Below are 19,593 nucleotides of genomic sequence, written 5' to 3'. Positions count from 1 at the left end.
CGTCAGCGGCGGACGACTCGGCGAGGCTTGGCGGCCTTGACCTCGGCGTACCGCTTCAGCTGCTGAGAGCGGTAGTCGCGGCCGAGCGCGGTGAGCACCAGGTAGCCGATCAGCAACCCGGCGCCGGTGGCGAGCAGGTAGAGCCAGATCTGCGCGAAGAACGTCCCCGCGCCGCCGGCGAACGGGTTGTGACCGACCAGCAGAGGTCCGACCAGCACGGTCAGCAGCATCGCCACCGGGACGACGAGTGCCATGTCGGCTGCCCAGCCCGCCAGCGGCCGACGACGCCCCCAGCGGAAGGCGACCACGGCGAGGATCAGCCCGATCACCGTGAACATCGCCAGTGACACCCGGTCGGCGACGGTGTCGTCACCGTCGAAGCCGAGCCGGATGATCAGTCGGGCGACCACGTTGACCGCGAACAGCGCTGCTACGAGCACCCCGAGGTCACGCCACCGCTTGTCCATCGCCGGACCCTCCTGCCGTACGCCCCGTCGTGGGGTTCGCATCCCTGGCAGGAATATTTACCACCCTTACCTGTGAAACGTCATCAGCCGACAGCACCAGGCGTCAGCCGGCGAGCAGGGGCGGCTGCGGGGCGAGGATCTGTCGGAAGCCCATCACCGCGAACGTCATCGCGCCGGCCACGATCATGGCCAGCCCGACCCAGTTGTCGCCGGCCAACAGCAGGTCGCCCTCGTTGGTCCGGATGGCGGCGACCGCCATCAGCGCGAACCACGGCACCGCTGGCAGCGCCACCGCCCAGCGACGGCCGACCGCCTCGTACGCGAACCAGCTCAGCAGGATGTTGGCGCCGATGGCGAGGAGTACCGACACGCCGATCAGTTGCCCGCCGACGCGGACCGTGGCGAGCAGCAGCTCCAGTACGCCGGTCAGCACTCCGGCGAGGACCACGACGATCGCACCGACCAGCCGGACGCCCAGGTCCAGCAGTCGCGGCGGTGGCCCCGCCGGGGGCGGGGCTTCCTGGTCCTCCACGACGGTCATCGGTGCGGCCGGCACTGTCACCGGAGACCCGCCGCCGCGACCGGGGACCGGTCCGGGGCGGTCTCCGCGGGCAGGCCGGCGAAGAGGTCGTCCTCCCAGCCGTACGGCCCGGCGCCCGGGCCCTTCTCGCCGACCGCGAGGGTGAAGTACTCCACGCCCATGAACTCGCCGCCGAAGTTGCCGGCGATCGAGTAGAGCCAGGAGTTGGCCGGGATCTGGGTGGCGTGCGCCCGCATCGCGGCCTCCTTGGCCGTGTGCTGGTCGGTGCCGTCGATCCGGGCGGCGATCTGGGCGTCCGGGGTGCCGAAGGGCAGGTCGGCGATGTCCTCGATGCCGCCGAACGGGTTGTCGGAGGACTCGGCGAAGTGCGTCATGCCGGCCTCCAGGACGCTGAGCGGCATCGCCGTCCAGTAGACCTTGAGCGGGGCGCAGCCCTCGGCGGTGGCCAGCTCGACGGCGCGCATGGCCACCCGGTGGGCCTGGATGTGGTCGGGGTGGCCGTAGAAGCCGTTCGGGTCGTACGTGACGAGCACCTGCGGGCGTACCTCTCGCATGATCTCCACGAGATGCCCGGCGGCCTCGTCGAGGTCGGCCTGCCAGAAGGCCCGGGGGTGCTGGTTGGTCGCGAGCCCCATCATCCCGGAGTCGCGGTAGCGGCCGGCGCCGCCGAGGAAGCGGTGGTCGCTGACGCCGAGCGCGGCGCACGCGGCGGCCAGCTCGGCGACGCGGTACCCGCCGAGCTGGTCGGCCTCGGCGGCGGCGAGCTGGGCCAGCGCGGGCAGGTGGATCTCGCCCTCCTCGCCGAGCGTGCAGGTCACCAGCGTGACGTGCGCGCCGTCGGCGGCGTAGTGGGCCATCGTCGAGCCGGTGCCGATCGACTCGTCGTCGGGGTGCGCGTGGACCAGCAGCAGGCGGCGGTCGGGCAGCATCGTCACGACGGTCACTCTAACCGGCGGTTCTCCCCCGGCTGACGCTGACGCGTCCGCCCAGGTCGGCCACATCACCTCCGCTCCGGCTCTACGATTTGGCGTGTGGACTTTCCGGAGCTGGCCGCCCGCACCCGCCGGTTCAGCCACGGCGCGCCACGCGCTGTCTCGGTGGCTGAGGACGGCTCCCGGGTGATCTTCCTGCGCTCCGCCGGCCCCGAGGATCCGGCGGACGCGCTCTGGCTGCTGGACGTGGCCACGGGCGAGGAGCGGCTGGTCGCCGATCCGGCGACCCTGCTGGGCGAGGGCGGCGACGTCCGGTCCCTCTCCCCCGGTGAACGCGCGCTGCGCGAGCGGCTGCGGCTCAGCGCCGCCGGCATCGGCTCGTACGCGTTGGACGCGGTCGGTCGGGTTGCGGTGTTCGCGCTGGCCGGGCGCTTGTTCCGGGCCGATCTGGTGCACGGCGACGTGGTGGAGGTGGCGGCCGTCGGCCCGGTGCTGGACCCACGTCCGGACCCGAGCGGGCAGCGGTTGGCGTACGTGACGGACGCGGCCGATGGTGTGCGTCGGGGTGAGCTGCGGGTGATCGACCCGGACGGGACCGACACCCTGCTGGCCGGCGAGGACGCCGGGGTGAGCTGGGGGTTGGCCGAGCACATCGCGGCGGAGGAGTTCGGCCGTTTCCGGGGGTACTGGTGGGCACCGGACAGCCGCATGGTGCTCGCCGCCCGGGTCGACGAGTCCCGCCTGGAGCGGTGGCACCTGCACGACCCGGCGGAGCCGGCGAGCCCGCCGACCGCCATCGCGTACCCCCGGGCTGGTGGGCCCAACGCGGAGGTCAGCCTGCACCTGCTGGACCTGGACGACGGCTGGGTCGACGTGCACTGGGACCGGGAGACCTACCCGTACCTGACCGGGGTCAGCTGGGGTGACGGCAGCCCGTTGATCACCGTGCTGCGCCGCTCGCAGCAGCACGGGCTGGTGCTGGCGGTGGACCCGCGGACGGGTGAGACGCAGGTGCACGCCGAGCTGGCCGACCCGCGCTGGGTCGAACCGATCGCCGGCACCCCCACGCACCTGCCCGACGGCCGGGTGCTGGTCGGTGGGGAGCTGGCCCACGACGGGTACGACGCCCGGTGCCTGTTCGCGGACGGCACGCTGCTCACCCCGCCGTCGCTGTACGTGCGGCGGGTGGTGGGTCGGCTGCCGGCCGCCGCCGGACCGGCCGACCTGCTGGTGGAGGCGAGCGACGGCGAGCCGAGCGAGCGGCACCTGTTCCGGGTCCGCACCACCATCGGCGGTGGGGTGGACGCGCGCCGGCTCACCACCGACTCCGGTTGGTACACCGCGGCGGTGGGCGGGGACGTGCTGGCCGTCGGCGTCGCGTCGCTGGATCATGCCGGGGTGCGCTGGACGGTGCGCCGCGGCGACCAGGAGATCGCCGAGCTGCGGTCCTTCGCCGCCACCCCGCCGTACTCTCCGCTGCCGTTGCTGGAACGGGTGACCGATCGGCGGCTGCCGGCGGCGGTGCTCTACCCGGACAACCACGTGACGGGCCGGCGGCTGCCGGTGCTGCTGGACATCTACGGCGGCCCGGGGCACCAGGAGGTCGTGGCGGCGCGGGCCGCGTGGTTGGAACGGCAGTGGTGGGCCGACGCCGGGTTCGCGGTGGTCACCATCGACAACCGGGGTACGCCGGGCGTGGCCCCGTCGTTCGAGAAGGCGATCCACCGGCGGGTCGCCGACGTGATCCTGACCGACCAGATCGACGCGCTGACCGCGCTCGCCGGCAAGCACCCGGACCTGGACCTGAGCCGCGTGGGGGTGCGGGGTTGGTCGTTCGGCGGGTGGCTGGCCGGGTTGGCGGTGCTGCGCCACCCGGAGCTGTTCCGGTGCGGGATCGCGGGCGCCCCGGTGACCGACTGGGCGCTGTACGACACCGCGTACACCGAGCGTTATCTGGGGTTGCCGGAAGACGGCCTGGACATCTACGCGCACCATTCGCTCGTCGAGTTGGCCGCCGAGCCGGTCACCGGCCCGGACCAGGCCCGCCCGTTGCTGCTGGTACACGGCATGGCCGACGACAACGTGGTGGCCGCGCACACGCTGCGGCTCTCCGCGGCCCTGCTGAGCACCGGCCGGCCGCACGCCGTGCTGCCGCTCACCGGGGCCACCCACCTGGCCGCGAACGGCACCGCCGAACGGCTGCTCCCCCTGGAACTGGATTTCCTCCGTACCCACCTGTTGTAAGCGGCATTCGATAAGTGGGTTCGGCACACCGAGCCCCCTGCCGAATGCCATGCTGACCGAAGCGGGACCCGGCTGCGCGATTTCCCAGGGTGGCACCGCTCTCCCTTGTGCTGAAAGGACTCCAGCATGGTTGGCATTGCGCAGAAGCCCTCGGTCTCCGCCGTCCAGGAAGGCGAGTTTCCGGTCACGCACTTCCGCACGGCGACCGTGAACGGGATCGACATCTTCTACCGCGAAGCCGGCCCGGCCGATGGCCCTGCGGTCCTGCTGCTGCACGGATTTCCCACCGCGTCCTCGCAGTTCCGCCACCTGATCCCGCTGCTCGCGGACCGCTACCGGGTGATCGCCCCGGACTTCCCGGGTTTCGGCCACAGCGCCAGCCCGGACCGATCGACATTCGATTACACATTCGCCAACTTCGCCGACCTCATGAACGGGCTGATCGACCAGCTCGGAGTGGACCGATACGCGCTCTACTGTTTCGACTACGGGGCGCCGACCGGCTACCGGCTGGCCCTCAAGGGGCCCGAACGGGTCAGCGCGCTCATCGTGCAGAACGGCAACGCGTACGAAGAGGGCCTCAGCGAGTTCTGGGATCCGATCAAGGCCTACTGGGCGGACAAGACCGACGAGCGCCGCCAGGCCATCGCGTTCATCCTCAAGCCCGACACGGTCAAGCAGCAGTACACGGCCGGAGTGAAGGACCTCAGCCGGCTCGACCCCGACAGGTGGCTCCACGACGACGTACAGCTCGCCCGCCCCGGCAACGCGGACATCCAGCTGGATCTGTTCTACGACTACGGCAGCAACGTCACGTTGTACCCGGAATTCCAGGCCTTCTTCCGCGACCACCAGCCACCGACGCTTGTCGTCTGGGGCCAGAACGACCCGGTCTTCCCGGCCGCTGGCGCCCACCCCTACAAGCGCGACCTGCCGTCGGCCGAGTTCCACCTGCTCGACACCGGCCACTTCCTGCTGGAAGACAAGCTCGACGTCGCCGCGCCGATGATCCACGATTTCCTGGACCGCTCCATCGGCCGTTCCTGAACGCAGGGGTGGCTCAGCCAGCCCGCCGTCCGTTTTGCGCGTCGCCCGCGCACCCAAGATCGCGCTCGATCCAGGATCGAACGTGACCTTGAACGAAGCGGGGCGGCGGCCGGGCAGACGATCACCACCGCTCCACGAGGTGTTCCCGACCCTGCGGCGGATCGTACGGTTCGGGCCAGTAGTCGATGATCTTGCTGATCAGCCCCTGCTCGGACATCTCCAGCCAGACGCACGCGTCCTGCTGCTCGTCGCCGACGCGAACGTCGAGCAACAGGGCAGCGAGGCGCCCATCGACGATCACCCGTCGCGGCCGCAGGTGCCAGTCGCCGGGATACTCGGTGTTGAACCGCAGGAACGCGTCCTTGCCGCGAATGCGCTCCCGAGTCTGCGGCATCTCGTAGACCACATCATCGGTGAGCAGGGCGGCCAACCCGGACCAGTCGCGGCGCTCCAGAAGATCAACGTAGGCGTGGGCGGCCTGCCGGGCCGTCGAGGTGTCATCCACGGCGCGGACCCTAGTCGCCGCCAGCGACAATCCGGCGGGCCGTCGGTGCATCACCGGCCTTGCCAGCACCGATGCCCGCGGCAAGTTTCCCAAGGCCAGATGACAGCGGAGACATCCCGCTCCGGGTCGCTGACGTGTACCCCTTCGCCGACGCGGCGGCCGCCCACGAGCGGCTGGCCCAGGGCGGCGTGCGCGGCAGCGTGGTGATCGTCCCCTGATCCGCGGCGAAAGCTCGATCAGCCGATGACGGCTCTGCCGATGACCGGACAGCCGTTCAAGGGTGTCCGGTCATCAGTCCGAGGGAAGGGTTGGTGCAATGGCCGGTCGCGTCAGCGGAAGATGTCGATGTTGCGCCCGGCCCATGCGGCGAAGGAGCGTGGCGGTCGGCCCAGTACCTCCGACACGTCCGGGCTGATCCGCTGCTCCCGTGCGATCGGCGCGCCGAGGATCGCCAGCGTTCCCTCGACCACCGGTGGTGGCATGAACTGCAGCATCTGTTCGCGGGCCTCGTCGGGCGTCTGTTCGATGAAGCTGATCGGTTCGCCGAGCGCGGTAGCGAGATCGGCAACCCGTTCACGTGGTGTGCTCAGCGCCGGACCGGTCAGCTCATACGTGTGACCGTCATGCGCACCGTCGCGAAGGGCGACAGCCGCCACCTCGGCGATGTCGTCCGGGTCGATCACAGGCAGACCGACATCGCCGAACGGTGCAGCCGCCGTCCGTCCGTTGCGAACCGGTTCGGCCCAAGCGAGGGCATTGGAGGCGAAGCCGCCAGGGCGCAGGATCGTCCAGCCGAGGCCGGACCTGCGTACAAGGTCTTCGATGGCGTGCAGGGGCGCATGCGAGGCGGTCGTCGGCCTTGTGCCAACCGCTTGCGAGGATTGCAGCACGATGCGCTTCACGCCGGCGGCCGTGGTGACCCGCAGGATCTCGGGCACGTTGAGATGCGCCCCGGCGCCCTCCACGAGCAGGTACAGCGCTTCGGCGCCAGCGAGCGCCGGCCTGAGGCTCTCCGGCCGCTCGAGGTCCGCGCGATGGTGGCGCACCCCGTCTGGTACGACGACCGGGCGTCGCGCACGAGACACCGCCGTCGTCGCGGCACCCGAGGCCGCGAGGATCGACAAGAGTCTCTGACCAACATTCCCGGTGGCGCCTGTCACGACGAACATGTCTGAACCTCCAGGTCGACCGCGTCGTTCGCGCGGTTGGAGGAGACGTTAGTAGCGTCGATATAGTAGGTACCTAGAGGATAGTATTGGGTCTGTAACGGAGGACACATGCAACGGTCAGCGAATCCCGAGCTAGCCTGCCCCGTTTCGCCAGTCGTAGATATCGTGTTCAGCCGATGGACCACACCCATCCTGTGGGCTCTGCACGAGTACGGTCGGCAGCGATTCGTGGAGCTGGAGCGCCGGCTGACCAGCATCACACCGAAAGTCCTCACGCAACGGCTACGCCAACTCGAACGCGACGGGCTCGTGACACGCACCTACCACGCCGAGGTGCCGCCCCGGGTCGAATACGAGATCACCGAGCTGGGCGCCAGCCTCGGTCCGCTCTTCGCGCACCTGGCCACCTGGGCCGACGCCCATCTCGGCGAGGTGGAGCGGGCACAGCGCGCCTATGACGCCGAACGATGAGCCTGCGCCGACCTTAAGCACGTGAATACCAACCAGCCACGGTTGCGCCCCGAGTTCGCCGAAGAGGATGTCAGCGTTGCTGAACAGATTCAGCCCGGGCGACATGATCAACTGATGTGGGGCTTGTATCTCAAGCCGCTTGAGATCGCATAGTGGTCGGCGTGGACCGAAACGAGCTGTATGCCATCGGGGACGTCGCCCGGCGGACCGGCCTGAGCGTCAGCGCCGTCCGGTACTACGCGGACGCCGGTGTCGTCACACCGCACGCCAGCACCCCGGCCGGCCACCGCCTGTACGACGTGTCGGCCATCGCCCGTCTGGAACTGGTCCGGACGCTGCGGGAACTCGACGCCGGCCTGGACGAGATCCGGCGGGTGCTGGCCGGCGAGGCGACACTGCGTGAGCTGGCCAGCACCCACCTGGCCCTGCTGGCCCGGCAGGAGGCACGGCTGCGCAGCCGGCGCGCCGTGCTGTCGGCCATCCTGCGGCAGGACTCCACGGCCGAGCAGGTCACGCTGATGCACAAGCTGGTCGGCATGTCGGACGAGGAACGCGACCGGCTGATCGACGAGTTCTGGACCGAGGTCTCCACCGGCTGGGAGCCGCCGGAGCGGATGGTCGAGTGGTGGCGGGCGGCCCGGCCGGAACTGCCCGAACATCCCACCGCCGCCCAGTTGGAGGCGTGGATCGAACTGGCCGAGCTGGTCCGGGACACCGAGGTCCGCCAGGCCGTACGCCGTGAGCTGCACGAGGCGTGCACCACCGGGGCCGGGCCGCTGATGACCTCGTCGCCAATGCTGGACGCCCTGGAAGAAGGCGCAGCGATCGGCCAGCCGGTGATGGACGCGGCGTGCGAGCAGGTGCCGCCGGACTCGCCCCGGGGTCGGGAGATCGCCGACCAGTGGATGGGGTGGCTGACCGGCATCTTCGCGACACCGGACAGCCCCGGGATCCCGGACACGCCCGAGTTCCGGATCCAGGCGGCCGACCAGATGCTGAAGGGCGCGGAGTGGGACCGCACGCCGCCGGAGCAGGAGGGACCGTACGACAGGTACATGGAACTGGTCACCGTCGTGAACGACGCGCCACCGGAGCGGTTCCCGTACGAGTGGCTGGCCGACGCACTGCGCGCGTCCGCCGTACCGGCTTCCTGATCGCGCGCCCGCTCTCCCAAGATCGCGCTCGATCCAGGACAACGCCGTTGCGTTTGGCGGAACGGCTGTTCGCCAACCGCCACCAGGCACCAGGCACCACCTCGCCGATCATGGAGTTATGGTGGGCAACAAAACGCCCCTAAGTTGCCAAAACAGGCACCACAACTCCATGATCGCCGGGATCCGGACTCCCCTGCTCGGCGATCTTGCACTTTCTGTCGCGACACAACAGGCATTCCACCCATATTGACGACCGAAACTGCAAGATCGACGCCATCTGCTCGCTCGACACACGTTGATCTACCAGGAGCCCCTGTCCAGCACGGGTTGGTGTGGACCGTCCTGCTCACAGCACCCCGAGGGCGATGGCGAGCTGCGTGATCGTCGGTGGGACGTCCGGGTCGCGGGCGACTTGGGCGACCAGGTCCCGCGCGGCCGGCCGGTGGCGGATCTCGGAGGGCGCGATGCTGTCGGCGCGCAACAGGACCCGGGCCGCGTTGGCGGGGTTGTCCGCCTGGAGGTAGGCGCGCGCCGCGTCGATCAGGTGCCCGGCGCGGTGCTCGACCGGCAGCCACCGCCACCCGTCGCGTCCGATCGCCTTCTCGTGCCGGGCGACCGCCTGCAGCCCGTCGCCCAACTCCACAGCGGCGGCGACCCGCGCCAGCTCGACGGCCGTCGGCCCGAACGCCGTCCGGTGATGGTCGTGCCCGTCGCCCACCTGGACGGCCAGCGCGGCGGCCTCGTCCAGCAGGTCACTGACCAACCGGTCGTCGCCCGCCCTGGCCGCGATCAGGGCGGCCTGCACGAGCAGCGATCCACGCAGCGACATCTCCTCCGGCGTGCCACGGGCGACCTGCGAAGCGGCGGCCAACATCACCGGCCCGGCCCGCGCCGATGCCCGCAGCACCTGCCCGAGCTGCACCGCCGCGCAGCCCAACAACACCCGGTCACCGGCGGCGGCCGACATCGCTCGGTCAGCGGCCAGCCAGGCGAGACTCCCCTCGTCCAGCTTGACCAGGAGCGCCGCCGTCACCCGATACGCCTCCACCACCGCCGCCCGCCCGGCCTCCGGGTCCTGCACGTGGGCGCGGTGAACCTCGGTCACCAACGTGGGCAACAGCTCGACCAGACGCGGGTACCGAGCGTGCTGGTAGGTCATCCACGCATGCCGCACCTCCCGAGCCAACCAATCGGGCGACATCACCTCCCGGTCCGTCGCGCGACCAAAAGCCATCGGGTACGTCGACAGCGCGGCCCGAATCCGCGCCACGCCCTCGCGACGCTCGGCCACTCCGGCGGGCTGGACATCGCGGCCGAGGAGAACTGCGGCATCAATCCTCAGCACGGCCGCGATCTCCCGGATGGTCGACACCCGCTCCAGGGAACGGACTCCGCGCTCGACCTTGTCCACCCAGCTCTTCGACTTCCCCAACCGATCCGCGAACGACTGCTGCGACAACCTCCGCCGCACCCGCAGGTACGCGACCCGCCGACCGATCGGCACCGGATCACGACTCACCACGCCACCGCCGATCGGGCACCGCCCGAGTCGTCTCCTGCACCGGTATCCGCTCGGCCTCGGCCTGCGCGAGCAACCGACGTTTGGCTTCATCCCGTTCGGCCGCATCGATCTGCTCGCCCGTGTTGGGCGTACCGGTGTCGCCGTTGCCGCTCATTCCCACCTCCGCTGGCAGGGGCAGGTGGTCTCGCTTTGGCGACCTGTTCGTACTGATCCCGCCCCCATCCACATCATCGGGTGAACAGGCGGTAACAGAAAGCTAGCGGGTGTCCGCTGGTCGCGTGTGCCGTCCGCTATCGAGCAACGGGCCGGCACTCCTCGTACACCTCGCGGAATGCCGCCGCCTCCGCTGTCCCGGTGCGCTCCACCTTCCTGAGCACTTCCCGCGCCCGCCACCAGTTCGAGGCCACCACTCGCCCCGACCGGACCGCGTCGGCGGCGACGACGCTGGCCTCGTCCGGCTGGTCGGTGGCCAACAGTGCCGTGGCGAGATCCAGTCGGGCGGAAGCGGAGCGCCGTGGCCGCTCACCACCATCACCGCGCGGGTCCAATTCCGCCAAGGCAGCCCGTGCCATCTGCTCGGCAGCCGGGTCGCCCGCCCACGACAGCGTGGTCGCCGTGTACGCCAGCGCCTTTGTCGGGTCGTACCGGTAGTGGTGCTCGGCCCGTTCCGGCACCGGCAAGTTGGCTGTCAACCGCTCCAGCCGATCCAGCGCATCACGCGTCCGCCGCACGTCGGCCAACCGCGCCCACACCCGCGCCTCCTGGGCGGTCGCCTGGATGTACGCCGAACTAGCTCGAGGCGCCACCCGCTGCGCCTGCCGCGAAAGGTCCATCGCCCGGCGGCAGTCGCCCCGGGTGAGCCAGTCCCACGCCTGCGTCTCCAGACACCACGCCTGGATCTCCGGATGCTCAGCATGCTCGGCAAGAGCCATGGCCGTACGCAGATGAGCGCCTGCGGCGGGCTGTTGCAGCAGATCGATGTGCACCGTCGCCCGCAGCACAGTCAGCCAACCACCGGCAACGACGAGTCGCCGGCGCTGCGCCAACGTGCCACGACCGTCGAGCAGCCGCCCCACATAGGCCAACTGGCGACGCACCATCGGCAGAAGATCGACCGGCCGCACGAGCGCGTATGCGCTTGCCAGGTCGTCCACACCCGCCTCGATCCGAGCGAGCGTCTCGGCGCTGACATCGCTGACCCGCACCCGAGCCAGCAGCTCCCCGGCCTCGGTGTCGTGGTCGACGGGCTCGTCCACCAGGCGGGCGAGTGCCCCGTCGGCTCGCAACACCTCATCGAGGTGCCTCGCCGTTTCGGGGGTGGGAGCCTTCGCCCCGGTCTCCAGATCGTGCAGGTGGCTCTTCCCCCGGTGAGCGAGCTGACCGAGCGCCCGCAACGACAGCCCACGTTCGGCCCGAAGCGCACGCAGTTGGGCACCGAAGCGTGGATCGACATGCGACACGGCAACGCCCCCAATTGCCAAGCAGGACAGCTCACACCCGGATCGGCGGACCACTGCTACGGACAGTACATCGAACAATCGCGGGGTCATGCTGATCGAATCTCTCGTTGTCCCGTCGTTGACGGGACCACGTCGGCAGGCTCAGCCGGCGTGCTGCCTGACCGGCGGGCGCACCAAGGGCGACATTGAGGTGACACAGCGCTAACGTGGCGGGCATGAAGGTCTCGCTGCTCGGCTTCGCCGCGATACCCGATGGCCAGGTTGTCGATGACCCACACGGCGGCCACGACCTGAACTCACCCGTGTCCAGCCTGGCCACGCCAACGCCCAAGCCGCTCGCGGTCCACGGGTCCTACGAGGGCGTCTGGCTCAGCCGCTACCAATACCACTCCAGCGGCCGGGGAGAATCATTCGCCGGCCAGCACTTCGTGGTCGTGCTCCAGCACGGCGACCGACTGACCGTGCGAAGCCTTCCCGGCTCGGCGGCCTCGTCGCTGTCGATGGATCTCACCGTGGACGGTGCCGTGGTCACCGGCACCTGGGTAGAGCAGACCGATCCCACCGGCTATTACCGGGGAGCCCGGTACCACGGCGCGATCCAGCTACTGGTGGAGCCGACCGGCCGACGGATGGCCGGAAAATGGGTCGGGTTCGGCAAGGACATGGACGTCAACACCGGCCCCTGGGAACTGACCTTCCGGGATGCTTCCACGTCCAAGGCGACGCTCGACCAGTACAACACCTCGCCCGAATAGCTACTACGTCGCCTCAAGATCACATTGGCGCGAGGAACTGGGTGGTGGCTTCGATGAGTACAGCGCGGGTGCCAGCTTCGGAGCCACTGTGGCCGGCGTCCTCCACGATGTGAAACTTCGCCTCAGGCCAGACCCGATGCAGGTCCCAGGCTTGCTTGGGCGGTGTCTTGATGTCGTAGCGGCCGTTCACGATGACCGTCGGGATGTGTCGAATGCGGTCGACGCCCGCCAGGAGACCTTCCGGCGGGAGAAAGCCGCCGTTGCTGATGTAGTGGTGTGTGATGCGGGCGAACGCCAGCAGGCTGGTGTCGTCGATGGCGGGTGGCGTCATCGGCAGCAGGGTGTTGGCCGAGAGTTCCCAGTTCATCCAGGCGCGGGCCGCCGGGCCGTGGACCGCGGGGTCGGAATCGTTGATGCGGCGGCCATAAGCGCCGACAAGGTCGTCCTGTTCCGTGACGGGGATCGCCGCACGAAAGGCTGCCCACTCGGCGGGAAAGAGGTGCGCCGCGCCCGCCGGAGTGAACGCCCACGCCTCGTCTGACCTGCGAACCAACCACACGCCACGGAGCACGAGTTCGGTGACCCGCTCGGGATGGGCCTGCGCGTAGGCAAGGCCGAGGGTGCTGCCCCAGCTGCCGCCGAAGACGAGCCAACGCTCGATCCCCAGGTGCTCGCGTAGCCGCTCGATGTCCGCCACCAGGTGCGGGGTGGTGTTGTGTTCCAGTGACGTCTTCGGGTCGCCCGCGAAGGGCCGGCTGCGACCGCAGTTTCGCTGGTCGAACAGCACGACCCGGTAGGCGGACGGGTCGAAGTATCGCCGATTGTCCGGGAGGAGGCCACCGCCGGGGCCGCCGTGCAGGAACACTGCGGGTTTGCCGCCGGGGTTCCCGCACAGTTCCCAGTAGAGCTCATTACCGTGGCCGACGCTGAGCATCCCGGAGTCGTACGGCTCGATGGGCGGATACCAGTCCTTCATTCAACCCCGTGTATCGGTAGTGGTGCTCGGCCCGTTCCGGCCGGTAGTCATCGATCTGCTGGAACCCGATGTCACCCTTCGCGACCCCGCCGGTGATCTCGGCGTAGAACCGCGCGAGGGCGATTGCGTTGGGCGCATTGACCGTCGTCCGGCTGAGCCTGATCAGGTCCGACATCAGCCTATCTCCATCTGCTGGTACGCCGGCGTGAGCTCTTCCCAGCGCTCCTTCCAGCCGGGCGCTCTGACACCGGAGCTCCAGCCCTCCGGATGGACCGGGTCGTCGACCTCCAGCGAGCTGACCCATCGACTGCTGCTCTCATCGGGCCACCATCGGCGAGGGTCCGGATCTGCCGCCAAGGACTCGTCACGAAAGGCGACATCGGTTACGGTCTCTGCAACAAACGCATGTGACAACGCGGGGGACAACGTGTCGGATTATCCGAAGATGATCGTCCCGGTCGACCACATTGAGCCGGTGCCTCGCCGGGTCCGAGCCTTCCTCGGCGGCGAGCAGGTACTGGAGACCACGCGGGCGCGGTACGTGTGGGAATGGCCCTTCTTCCCGCAGTACTACATCCCCATCGACGACCTGAATCGCAACCTGTTAATCGAGGGCCAGCGCACCGAGGTGTCCCGGCGCGGGACTGCGCGGCTGCACGGGTTGCAGGTTGGCGAGACGATCCGTCCTTCGTGCGGGCGGTTGTACGGAGACGACGCGCTGGCCGGGTTGGCGGACACGATCCGGTTCGACTGGGCAGCCATGGATGGCTGGTTCGAGGAGGACGAAGAGGTCTTCGTGCACCCCCGGAACCCGTATGCCCGGGTGGACGCGCTGCGTTCCACCCGCAGCGTCAGGGTGGAACTGGAAGGGGTCGTCCTGGCCGAGTCGACATCGCCCGTGCTGGTCTTCGAAACCGGTCTACCGACCCGCTACTACCTCAACCGGACCGACGTGAACTTCAGGCACCTGGTGGCGTCGGCGACGAGGACTGCCTGCCCGTACAAGGGCCAAACCAGCGACTACTGGTCCGTCCGTCTCGATGACCAGGTCCACCCGGACCTGGCCTGGTCGTACGACTTCCCAACCGCCGCACTCCTGCCGATCGCCGGCCTGATCGCCTTCTACAACGAGAAAGTCGATCTCTTCGTCGATGGCGAGCGACTGAGCCGGCCGACAACGCCCTTTACCTGAACCAAAGGCACGCCCTGGCACCGGCTCGCATCTGTGCCAGTGCCGGGTGCGGTCGGCCGGGGATTGACGCCGCACTTAATTGATCAAGATCCAGCAAGGGTCCCCTCCCGACGGCGTTGTCGGGAGGGGACCCTTTGGTCTGCGGTGTGCCTTACGGCTTGACGTGCGCGTTCACGAACGACGGGTACCCGAAGACGCTGGAGATGAAGATCCCGCCGGCCTTGGACCCGTGCACGTTGTAGGCCACGTCGACGAAGAGCGGCACCACCGGCGCGTGCTCCTTCATGATCCGCTCGTCGAGCTTGGCCCACTCCGGGCCCTGCTCGGCCGCGGGAAGCGCCGAAATGCGGTCCATCTCGGTGTTGATCGCCGGGTCGTTGAAGTAGGCCTGGTTGCTGTTGCCCTCGGCCTTGATGGTGCGGCCGTCGTAGAGCACCGGCAGGATCGAGGCGCCGCTCGGCCAGTCCGCCGCCCAGTTACCGATGTACAGGTCCCAGGGGTTGTTCTTCTTCTTGATCTCGTCGAGCTTCGCGTCGTCGGAGATGTTCCGCAACGTGATCTTGAAGCCGGCCCGCTCCAGGTTCGCCTTGAGCTGAGCGCCCTGCTGCTGCTCGGTGGAGTTGTCGGCCACGCCGAGGACCAACTCGGGCGTCTTCCCGCCGAGCAGCTCCTTGGCCTTGTCGAGGTTGCCGTTGGCACCCGCCGGGTACGCGTCGTACGCCTTGTAGCCGATGGTGGCCGGCGGCATCAGCGTGGTCAGCGGCGCGGCGACGGTCTGCCCGCCCATGGCCTTGATGAAGCCCTCGCGGTCGATGGCGTAGTTGAGCGCCTGACGCACCTTCAGGTCGGTGACCCGCTGGTTGTTGATGACCAGCTGGTTGGCGCTCGGGGTCGGCGAGAGGATGCTGCGCGACTTGAGCGTGGCGTCCCCGGCGACCTTGGCGACCAGCGAGGCGGGCACCGTGTTGAAGGCGAGCGCGCTCTGGTCGGCGCCGTTGTCGGCGATCACCCGGTTGTTGGCGGCGTCCGCGGTCGGGCCGAAGCTCCAGACGAACTGGTCCGGGTACTGGTGCCGCACGGCGTCGGTGGCCGGGTCCCAGTTGGTGTTGCGGTCCAGGGTGATCTGCACGCCGACCTGGTTCTTGGCGACCTTGTACGGGCCGGACGAGAACGGCTGCTTGTCCAGGTCGACGCCGGTGTCCTTGTCGGCCGGCAGCGGCGCGGTGGTCGGCAGCGAGACCGCGAACGGCAGGTCACAGCGGGGCTTGGCGAACTCGAAGCGCAGCGTCTTCGCGTCCGGCGTGCTCAGGCCGGGCGGCAGCGACGTCTTGTTCTTCTTGAAGTCCCACTTGGTGTCGAACTGCGGCGTGTCGGCCAGCCACTCCTGGATGTAGGTCGGGCCGCCGGACAGGTCCGGGTCGAAGGACCGGGCGATGCCGTACGCGATCTCCTTGGAGGTGATCGGTCGGCCGTCCTCGAACTTCACCCCGTCCTTGATCGTGAATTCCCAGACCTTGCAGTCGTTGTTGACGTTCTTGCCCGGCGTCTCGGCCAGGTCACCCACCAGGACCAGGCCACCCTTGCCGTCGTCCTTCCAGGTGGTCAGGTAGCGGGCGAAGAGCGGGTTGGCCATCAGACCGGCGAACGAGTACGTCCGCTGCGGGTCGAGGTGGGAGATCGGCGACTCCCGAATGATGGTGAAGGTGCCGCCCTTCGCAGCTCCGCTCACCTCGGCCGCCGGCCCCTGCGAGTCCTTGGGGTCGGTCGCGATGACCCCGGTCTGCTGCCGTTCGGTGTCGACAGTGGTGCCCTCGCCCGTGTTCTTCGAGCACGCACCCAATGCCACCACCAGAGCGATCGCGCCGCCTGCGGCAGCCACCACGCGTGGTCTCATGAATACCCCCTTCACCCATGTGCCGTGCGTTTCGTCGGGGCGAGAACCGCCGACGTCCCGAGGATCGTAAGGAAGAAAACCTACGAGTTGTGTAACAGTTGTCGATAAATTTCGCCACCGGTCGGCGTGGCGGACACCAGGCGGCTCAGCGCAGCCGCACCCGGGGGTCGATGGCCGCGTAGAGCAGGTCCACCAGCACGTTCGCCAGCACCACGAAGACCGCGGAGATCAGCACGGTGGCCATGATGGTGGGCAGGTCACCCGAGCGCACCGCGTCCACCGCCGTCCGCCCCAGCCCCTGGATGCCGAACGTCGTCTCGGTGATCACCGTTCCGCCCAGCGCCCCGCCCACGTCCAACCCGGCGATCGTCACCACCGGGGTGATCGCCGCGCGTAGCGCGTGTCGCCCGTACACAGTGGGTTTGGCCAGGCCCTTGGCCCGCGCGGTCCGGACGAAGTCCTCGGACAGCGTCTCCAACATCTGCGCCCGCGACAACCGCGCGTAGATGGCCGAGAAGAGGAAGGCCAGCGCCACCCAGGCGAGCACCAGCCCACTGGCCCACTTCGCCGGATTGTCGAAGAGGGAGGTGTAGCTCGGCACCGGCAACAGCCGCAGGTTGTAGACGAACACCAACAGCAGCACCGCACCCACGAAGTACAGCTGCAACGACGCGCCGGTCAGCGAGAAGCCGATCGCCAGCCGGTCCAGCCAGGTGCCCCGACGCAGCGCGGACACCATGCCGAGCCCCACGCCGAGCAGCAACCAGAGGATGGCCGCCGGGATCACGATGCTCAGCGTCACCGGCAGCACCCGGGCGATGGTGTCCGAGACGGCCTCGTTGGTGACGTACGACCAGCCCAGGCAGGGCGCGTCGCACCGGCCGCCCTGGGCGCTGCCCAGGTCCCGACCGGTAACGATGCCCTTCATGTAACCGGCGTACTGGCTGATCAGCGGGTCGTTCAGGCCCAGGTCGTCGCGGACCCGCTCCAGTCGCTCCGGGTTGCAGTTCTTCGAGCAGATGCTGCTGACCGGGTCGCGCGGCAGGGCGAAGAACATCAGGAAGGTCAGCACACTCACCGCGAACAGGGTCAGCGTGGCCGAGAAGAGCCGCTTGATCAAAAACCGTGACACCAGTGCCACCTTTCGTTCGCGACTGCGGGGCTCCGCTTCGCTGCACTCCTCGCGCTCACCATGGAGCCGACCCCTACCGGGACGACTTCGGGTCGAGCGCGTCCCGCAACGCGTCGCCGAAGAGGTTGAAGGCGAACACCAGCGCGAAGATCGTGATGCCCGGGAAGAACACGTACGCCGGGTCGGTCTGGAGGAAGTCCAGACTGCGGTAGATCATTCGGCCGAAGCTCGGCGTCTCGTCGCTGAGGCCGACGCCGATGAACGACAGCGCCGCCTCGCTGGTGATGAACTGCGGCACCGCCAGGGAGAACGACACCAGGATCGGCGCCCAGATGTTCGGCAGCAGCTGTCGGAAGAGCATGTGCCCCAGCCCGGCCCCGCTGGCCCGGGCCGCCTCCACGAACTCCCGCTCGCGCAGCGCGATCACCTGCCCGCGTACCAGCCGGGCCGTGCTGGTCCAGCCGAAGATGGCGAAGACGGCTATCAGCACCCCCACCCCGAAGGCGGACGACACCTGCCCCCGCTCACCGTAGAAGCGCAGCGTGATGGTGGGCGTGAGCGCCAGCGCGATGATCAGGAAGGGCATGGCCAGGGTCAGGTCGGTGATCCAGTTGATCACCGCGTCGAGCCAGCCGCCCAGGTAGCCGGCGAGCGCGCCCAGCACGATCCCGATCGTCGCGGTGATCAGGGCCGCCGCGAACGCGATGAACAGCGACGTCCGCAGCCCGTAGATCAGCCGGATGAAGATGTCCCGGCCCAGCCCCGGCTCCAGACCGAACCAGTGCCCGCCGCTGACCCCACCGGCGTACCCCAGGGGCATGCCGAAGCCGTCCAGCATGTTCTGGAACTGCTCCCGCGGCCCAATGCCGTAGACCATCTCGATCAGCGGGGCGGCCAACCCCAACAGCAGGAAGAAGACCAGGAGTACGCCGCTGACCATCGCCGTACGGTCGCGGCGCAGTCGCAGCCAGGCGAGCTGACCGGGCGAGCGGCCGACGACGCGCTTCGCGGCGGGCTCGCCCGGGTCCGTGCCGGACTCGATCTCGGCCAGCGCCACACCCTCCACCGGGGACAGGCTCACGACGACACCTCCTCCACGATCGCGTCTGTCGACCCGGCCTCCGCAGCCGCCCCACCCTCTGGGAAGTGACACGCGGTGGCCTGGTTGCCGCCGTCGCGCGGGACCAGCGCGGGCTCCTCGCTGGCGCAGATGTCCTGCGCCTTCCAGCACCGGGTGCGGAACCGGCAGCCCGACGGCGGGTCCAGCGGGGTGGGCACGTCACCGGTCAACCGGATCCGACCCGCCGGGCCGAGCTGGGTGACGTCCGGGATCGCCGAGAGCAACGCCTTGGTGTACGGGTGCTGCGGGCGCTCGTAGATGTCCGCCCGGTCGCCGATCTCCACGATCCGGCCCAGGTACATGACAGCGACCCGCTGGCAGAAGTGCCGGACCACGGCCAGGTCGTGCGCGATGAACACGAAGGCCAGGCCAAGCTCGCGTTGCAGGTCGCGCAGCAGGTTGACGACCTGCGCCTGGATCGAGACGTCCAGCGCGCTCACCGGCTCGTCCGCCACGATCAACTTCGGCCGCAGGGCAAGCGCGCGGGCGATGCCGATGCGCTGGCGTTGGCCGCCGGAGAACTCGTGTGGGTATCTGTTGTAGTGCTCCGGGTTCAACCCGACCAGCTCCAGCAACTCCTGCACCCGGGCCTTGATCCCGCCTGGCGGCTTGATCCCGTTGACCTGCAGGGGCATCGCCACGATCCGGCCCACTGTGTGCCGGGGGTTCAGCGAGGCGTACGGGTCCTGGAAGATGATCTGCAGGTCCTGGCGCAGCGGGCGCAACTCCCGGCGGCCGGCGTGGGTGATGTCCCGCCCGTCGAACTCGATGCTGCCGCTCGTCGGCTCCAGCAGCCGCACCAGCATCCGGCCGGTGGTGGTCTTGCCGCAGCCCGACTCCCCCACCAGGCCGAGCGTCTCACCAGGGCGCACGTCGAAGTCGAGCCCGTCGACCGCCCGCACCAGGCCGGTGGCGCGCAGCCCCTGGCGTACCGGGAAGTGCTTGCTCAGGCCGCGTACCCGCAGCAGCGGCTCAGCGGTCATCTCCACAGTCCTCCGTTCGGGACTGCGGT

19 protein-coding genes and 1 pseudogene are annotated in these 19,593 nt (G+C 69.1%); 7 read left to right on the top strand and 13 right to left on the bottom strand.

The features are described 5' to 3' along the window. Positions 1–2 precede the first annotated feature (2 nt). The 3 genes from IW248_RS30165 to mshB all read right to left on the bottom strand — a co-directional run bounded on the left by IW248_RS30165 (position 3) and on the right by mshB (position 1,952). Positions 3–467 (bottom strand): hypothetical protein, encoded by a 465-nt coding sequence (locus tag IW248_RS30165; RefSeq protein WP_196930421.1) that lies wholly within the window; start codon positions 465–467, stop codon positions 3–5. A gap of 103 nt (positions 468–570) precedes the next feature. Further along, on the bottom strand, positions 571–1,008 hold the full coding sequence (locus IW248_RS30160; RefSeq protein WP_196929621.1) for a hypothetical protein: 438 nt from the start codon (positions 1,006–1,008) through the stop codon (positions 571–573). A gap of 17 nt (positions 1,009–1,025) precedes the next feature. Then, positions 1,026–1,952 (bottom strand): N-acetyl-1-D-myo-inositol-2-amino-2-deoxy-alpha-D-glucopyranoside deacetylase, encoded by a 927-nt coding sequence (mshB, locus tag IW248_RS30155; protein ID WP_124817836.1) that lies wholly within the window; start codon positions 1,950–1,952, stop codon positions 1,026–1,028. Positions 1,953–2,039: 87 nt separating this feature from the next. On the opposite strand from mshB, the gene IW248_RS30150 reads away from it, so the two are divergent. After that, entirely contained in the window at positions 2,040–4,184 is a 2,145-nt protein-coding gene (locus IW248_RS30150; RefSeq protein ID WP_196929620.1) for a prolyl oligopeptidase family serine peptidase, read from the top strand. Positions 4,185–4,310: 126 nt separating this feature from the next. Beyond that, positions 4,311–5,231: an alpha/beta fold hydrolase gene (locus tag IW248_RS30145; protein ID WP_196929619.1), complete on the top strand. Its 921-nt coding sequence runs from the start codon at positions 4,311–4,313 to the stop codon at positions 5,229–5,231. A gap of 121 nt (positions 5,232–5,352) precedes the next feature. Here IW248_RS30145 and IW248_RS30140 read toward each other — a convergent pair whose 3' ends face one another. Continuing rightward, complete coding sequence (locus tag IW248_RS30140; RefSeq protein ID WP_196929618.1) at positions 5,353–5,787, bottom strand: nuclear transport factor 2 family protein; 435 nt, start codon at positions 5,785–5,787, stop codon at positions 5,353–5,355. Between the two features lie 20 nt (positions 5,788–5,807). Between IW248_RS30140 and IW248_RS33950 the strand changes: the two genes are divergently transcribed. Beyond that, positions 5,808–5,954, top strand: a complete 147-nt coding sequence (locus tag IW248_RS33950; RefSeq protein WP_196929617.1) for a zinc-binding dehydrogenase — start codon at positions 5,808–5,810, stop codon at positions 5,952–5,954. Positions 5,955–6,065: 111 nt separating this feature from the next. Here IW248_RS33950 and IW248_RS30130 read toward each other — a convergent pair whose 3' ends face one another. Then, entirely contained in the window at positions 6,066–6,905 is an 840-nt protein-coding gene (locus IW248_RS30130; protein WP_196929616.1) for an NAD(P)H-binding protein, read from the bottom strand. A gap of 165 nt (positions 6,906–7,070) precedes the next feature. Here IW248_RS30130 and IW248_RS30125 point away from each other — a divergent pair, with 165 nt between their 5' ends. Together IW248_RS30125 and IW248_RS30120 are read left to right on the top strand one after the other, a co-directional pair. Continuing rightward, positions 7,071–7,376, top strand: a complete 306-nt coding sequence (locus IW248_RS30125) for a winged helix-turn-helix transcriptional regulator (protein ID WP_307788316.1) — start codon at positions 7,071–7,073, stop codon at positions 7,374–7,376. Positions 7,377–7,537: 161 nt separating this feature from the next. Continuing rightward, positions 7,538–8,530 (top strand): MerR family transcriptional regulator, encoded by a 993-nt coding sequence (locus tag IW248_RS30120; protein WP_196929614.1) that lies wholly within the window; start codon positions 7,538–7,540, stop codon positions 8,528–8,530. A 346-nt stretch (positions 8,531–8,876) separates the two neighbouring features. On the opposite strand, the gene IW248_RS30115 is transcribed toward IW248_RS30120, so the two are convergent. The 3 genes from IW248_RS30115 to IW248_RS30105 form a co-directional block, all read right to left on the bottom strand. After that, entirely contained in the window at positions 8,877–10,049 is a 1,173-nt protein-coding gene (locus IW248_RS30115; RefSeq protein WP_307788314.1) for a helix-turn-helix domain-containing protein, read from the bottom strand. Continuing rightward, positions 10,039–10,206, bottom strand: a complete 168-nt coding sequence (locus tag IW248_RS30110) for a hypothetical protein (RefSeq protein WP_196929613.1) — start codon at positions 10,204–10,206, stop codon at positions 10,039–10,041. Before IW248_RS30110 ends, IW248_RS30115 begins: the two co-directional genes overlap by 11 nt. Positions 10,207–10,342: 136 nt before the next feature. After that, positions 10,343–11,512, bottom strand: a complete 1,170-nt coding sequence (locus IW248_RS30105; protein ID WP_307788312.1) for an NsdA family TPR-like regulatory protein — start codon at positions 11,510–11,512, stop codon at positions 10,343–10,345. 221 nt (positions 11,513–11,733) lie between these two features. Here IW248_RS30105 and IW248_RS30100 point away from each other — a divergent pair. Further along, positions 11,734–12,267 (top strand): annotated as a pseudogene (locus IW248_RS30100) (XRE family transcriptional regulator); the annotation flags it as partial. A gap of 19 nt (positions 12,268–12,286) precedes the next feature. On the opposite strand, the gene pip reads toward IW248_RS30100, so the two are convergent. Beyond that, positions 12,287–13,243: a prolyl aminopeptidase gene (pip, locus tag IW248_RS30095; protein WP_196929611.1), complete on the bottom strand. Its 957-nt coding sequence runs from the start codon at positions 13,241–13,243 to the stop codon at positions 12,287–12,289. On the opposite strand from pip, the gene IW248_RS33330 reads away from it, so the two are divergent. Then, a complete protein-coding gene (locus IW248_RS33330; RefSeq protein ID WP_231396492.1) occupies positions 13,221–14,435 on the top strand; it encodes a DUF427 domain-containing protein in 1,215 nt (404 codons plus the stop codon). The two genes, pip and IW248_RS33330, sit on opposite strands and share 23 nt — an antisense overlap. 151 nt (positions 14,436–14,586) lie before the next feature. Here IW248_RS33330 and IW248_RS30085 read toward each other — a convergent pair whose 3' ends face one another. From IW248_RS30085 to IW248_RS30070, 4 genes are all read right to left on the bottom strand, one after another. After that, positions 14,587–16,329: an ABC transporter substrate-binding protein gene (locus tag IW248_RS30085; protein ID WP_196929610.1), complete on the bottom strand. Its 1,743-nt coding sequence runs from the start codon at positions 16,327–16,329 to the stop codon at positions 14,587–14,589. A 145-nt stretch (positions 16,330–16,474) separates the two neighbouring features. Then, a complete protein-coding gene (locus tag IW248_RS30080) occupies positions 16,475–17,461 on the bottom strand; it encodes an ABC transporter permease (protein WP_124817857.1) in 987 nt (328 codons plus the stop codon). A 73-nt stretch (positions 17,462–17,534) separates the two neighbouring features. Next, the gene (locus IW248_RS30075) at positions 17,535–18,542 is read right to left on the bottom strand and encodes an ABC transporter permease (RefSeq protein ID WP_196929609.1); all 1,008 of its coding nucleotides are present in this window, start codon (positions 18,540–18,542) and stop codon (positions 17,535–17,537) included. Further along, a complete protein-coding gene (locus tag IW248_RS30070) occupies positions 18,539–19,564 on the bottom strand; it encodes an ABC transporter ATP-binding protein (RefSeq protein WP_196929608.1) in 1,026 nt (341 codons plus the stop codon). Before IW248_RS30070 ends, IW248_RS30075 begins: the two co-directional genes overlap by 4 nt. Positions 19,565–19,593 lie beyond the last annotated feature (29 nt).

The sequence above is a fragment of the Micromonospora ureilytica genome, assembly GCF_015751765.1.
Taxonomy (GTDB): Bacteria; Actinomycetota; Actinomycetes; order Mycobacteriales; family Micromonosporaceae; genus Micromonospora; species Micromonospora ureilytica.
The sequence above is the reverse complement of the archived record's forward strand: the minus strand, read 5'-3'. Positions and strand labels throughout refer to the sequence as shown.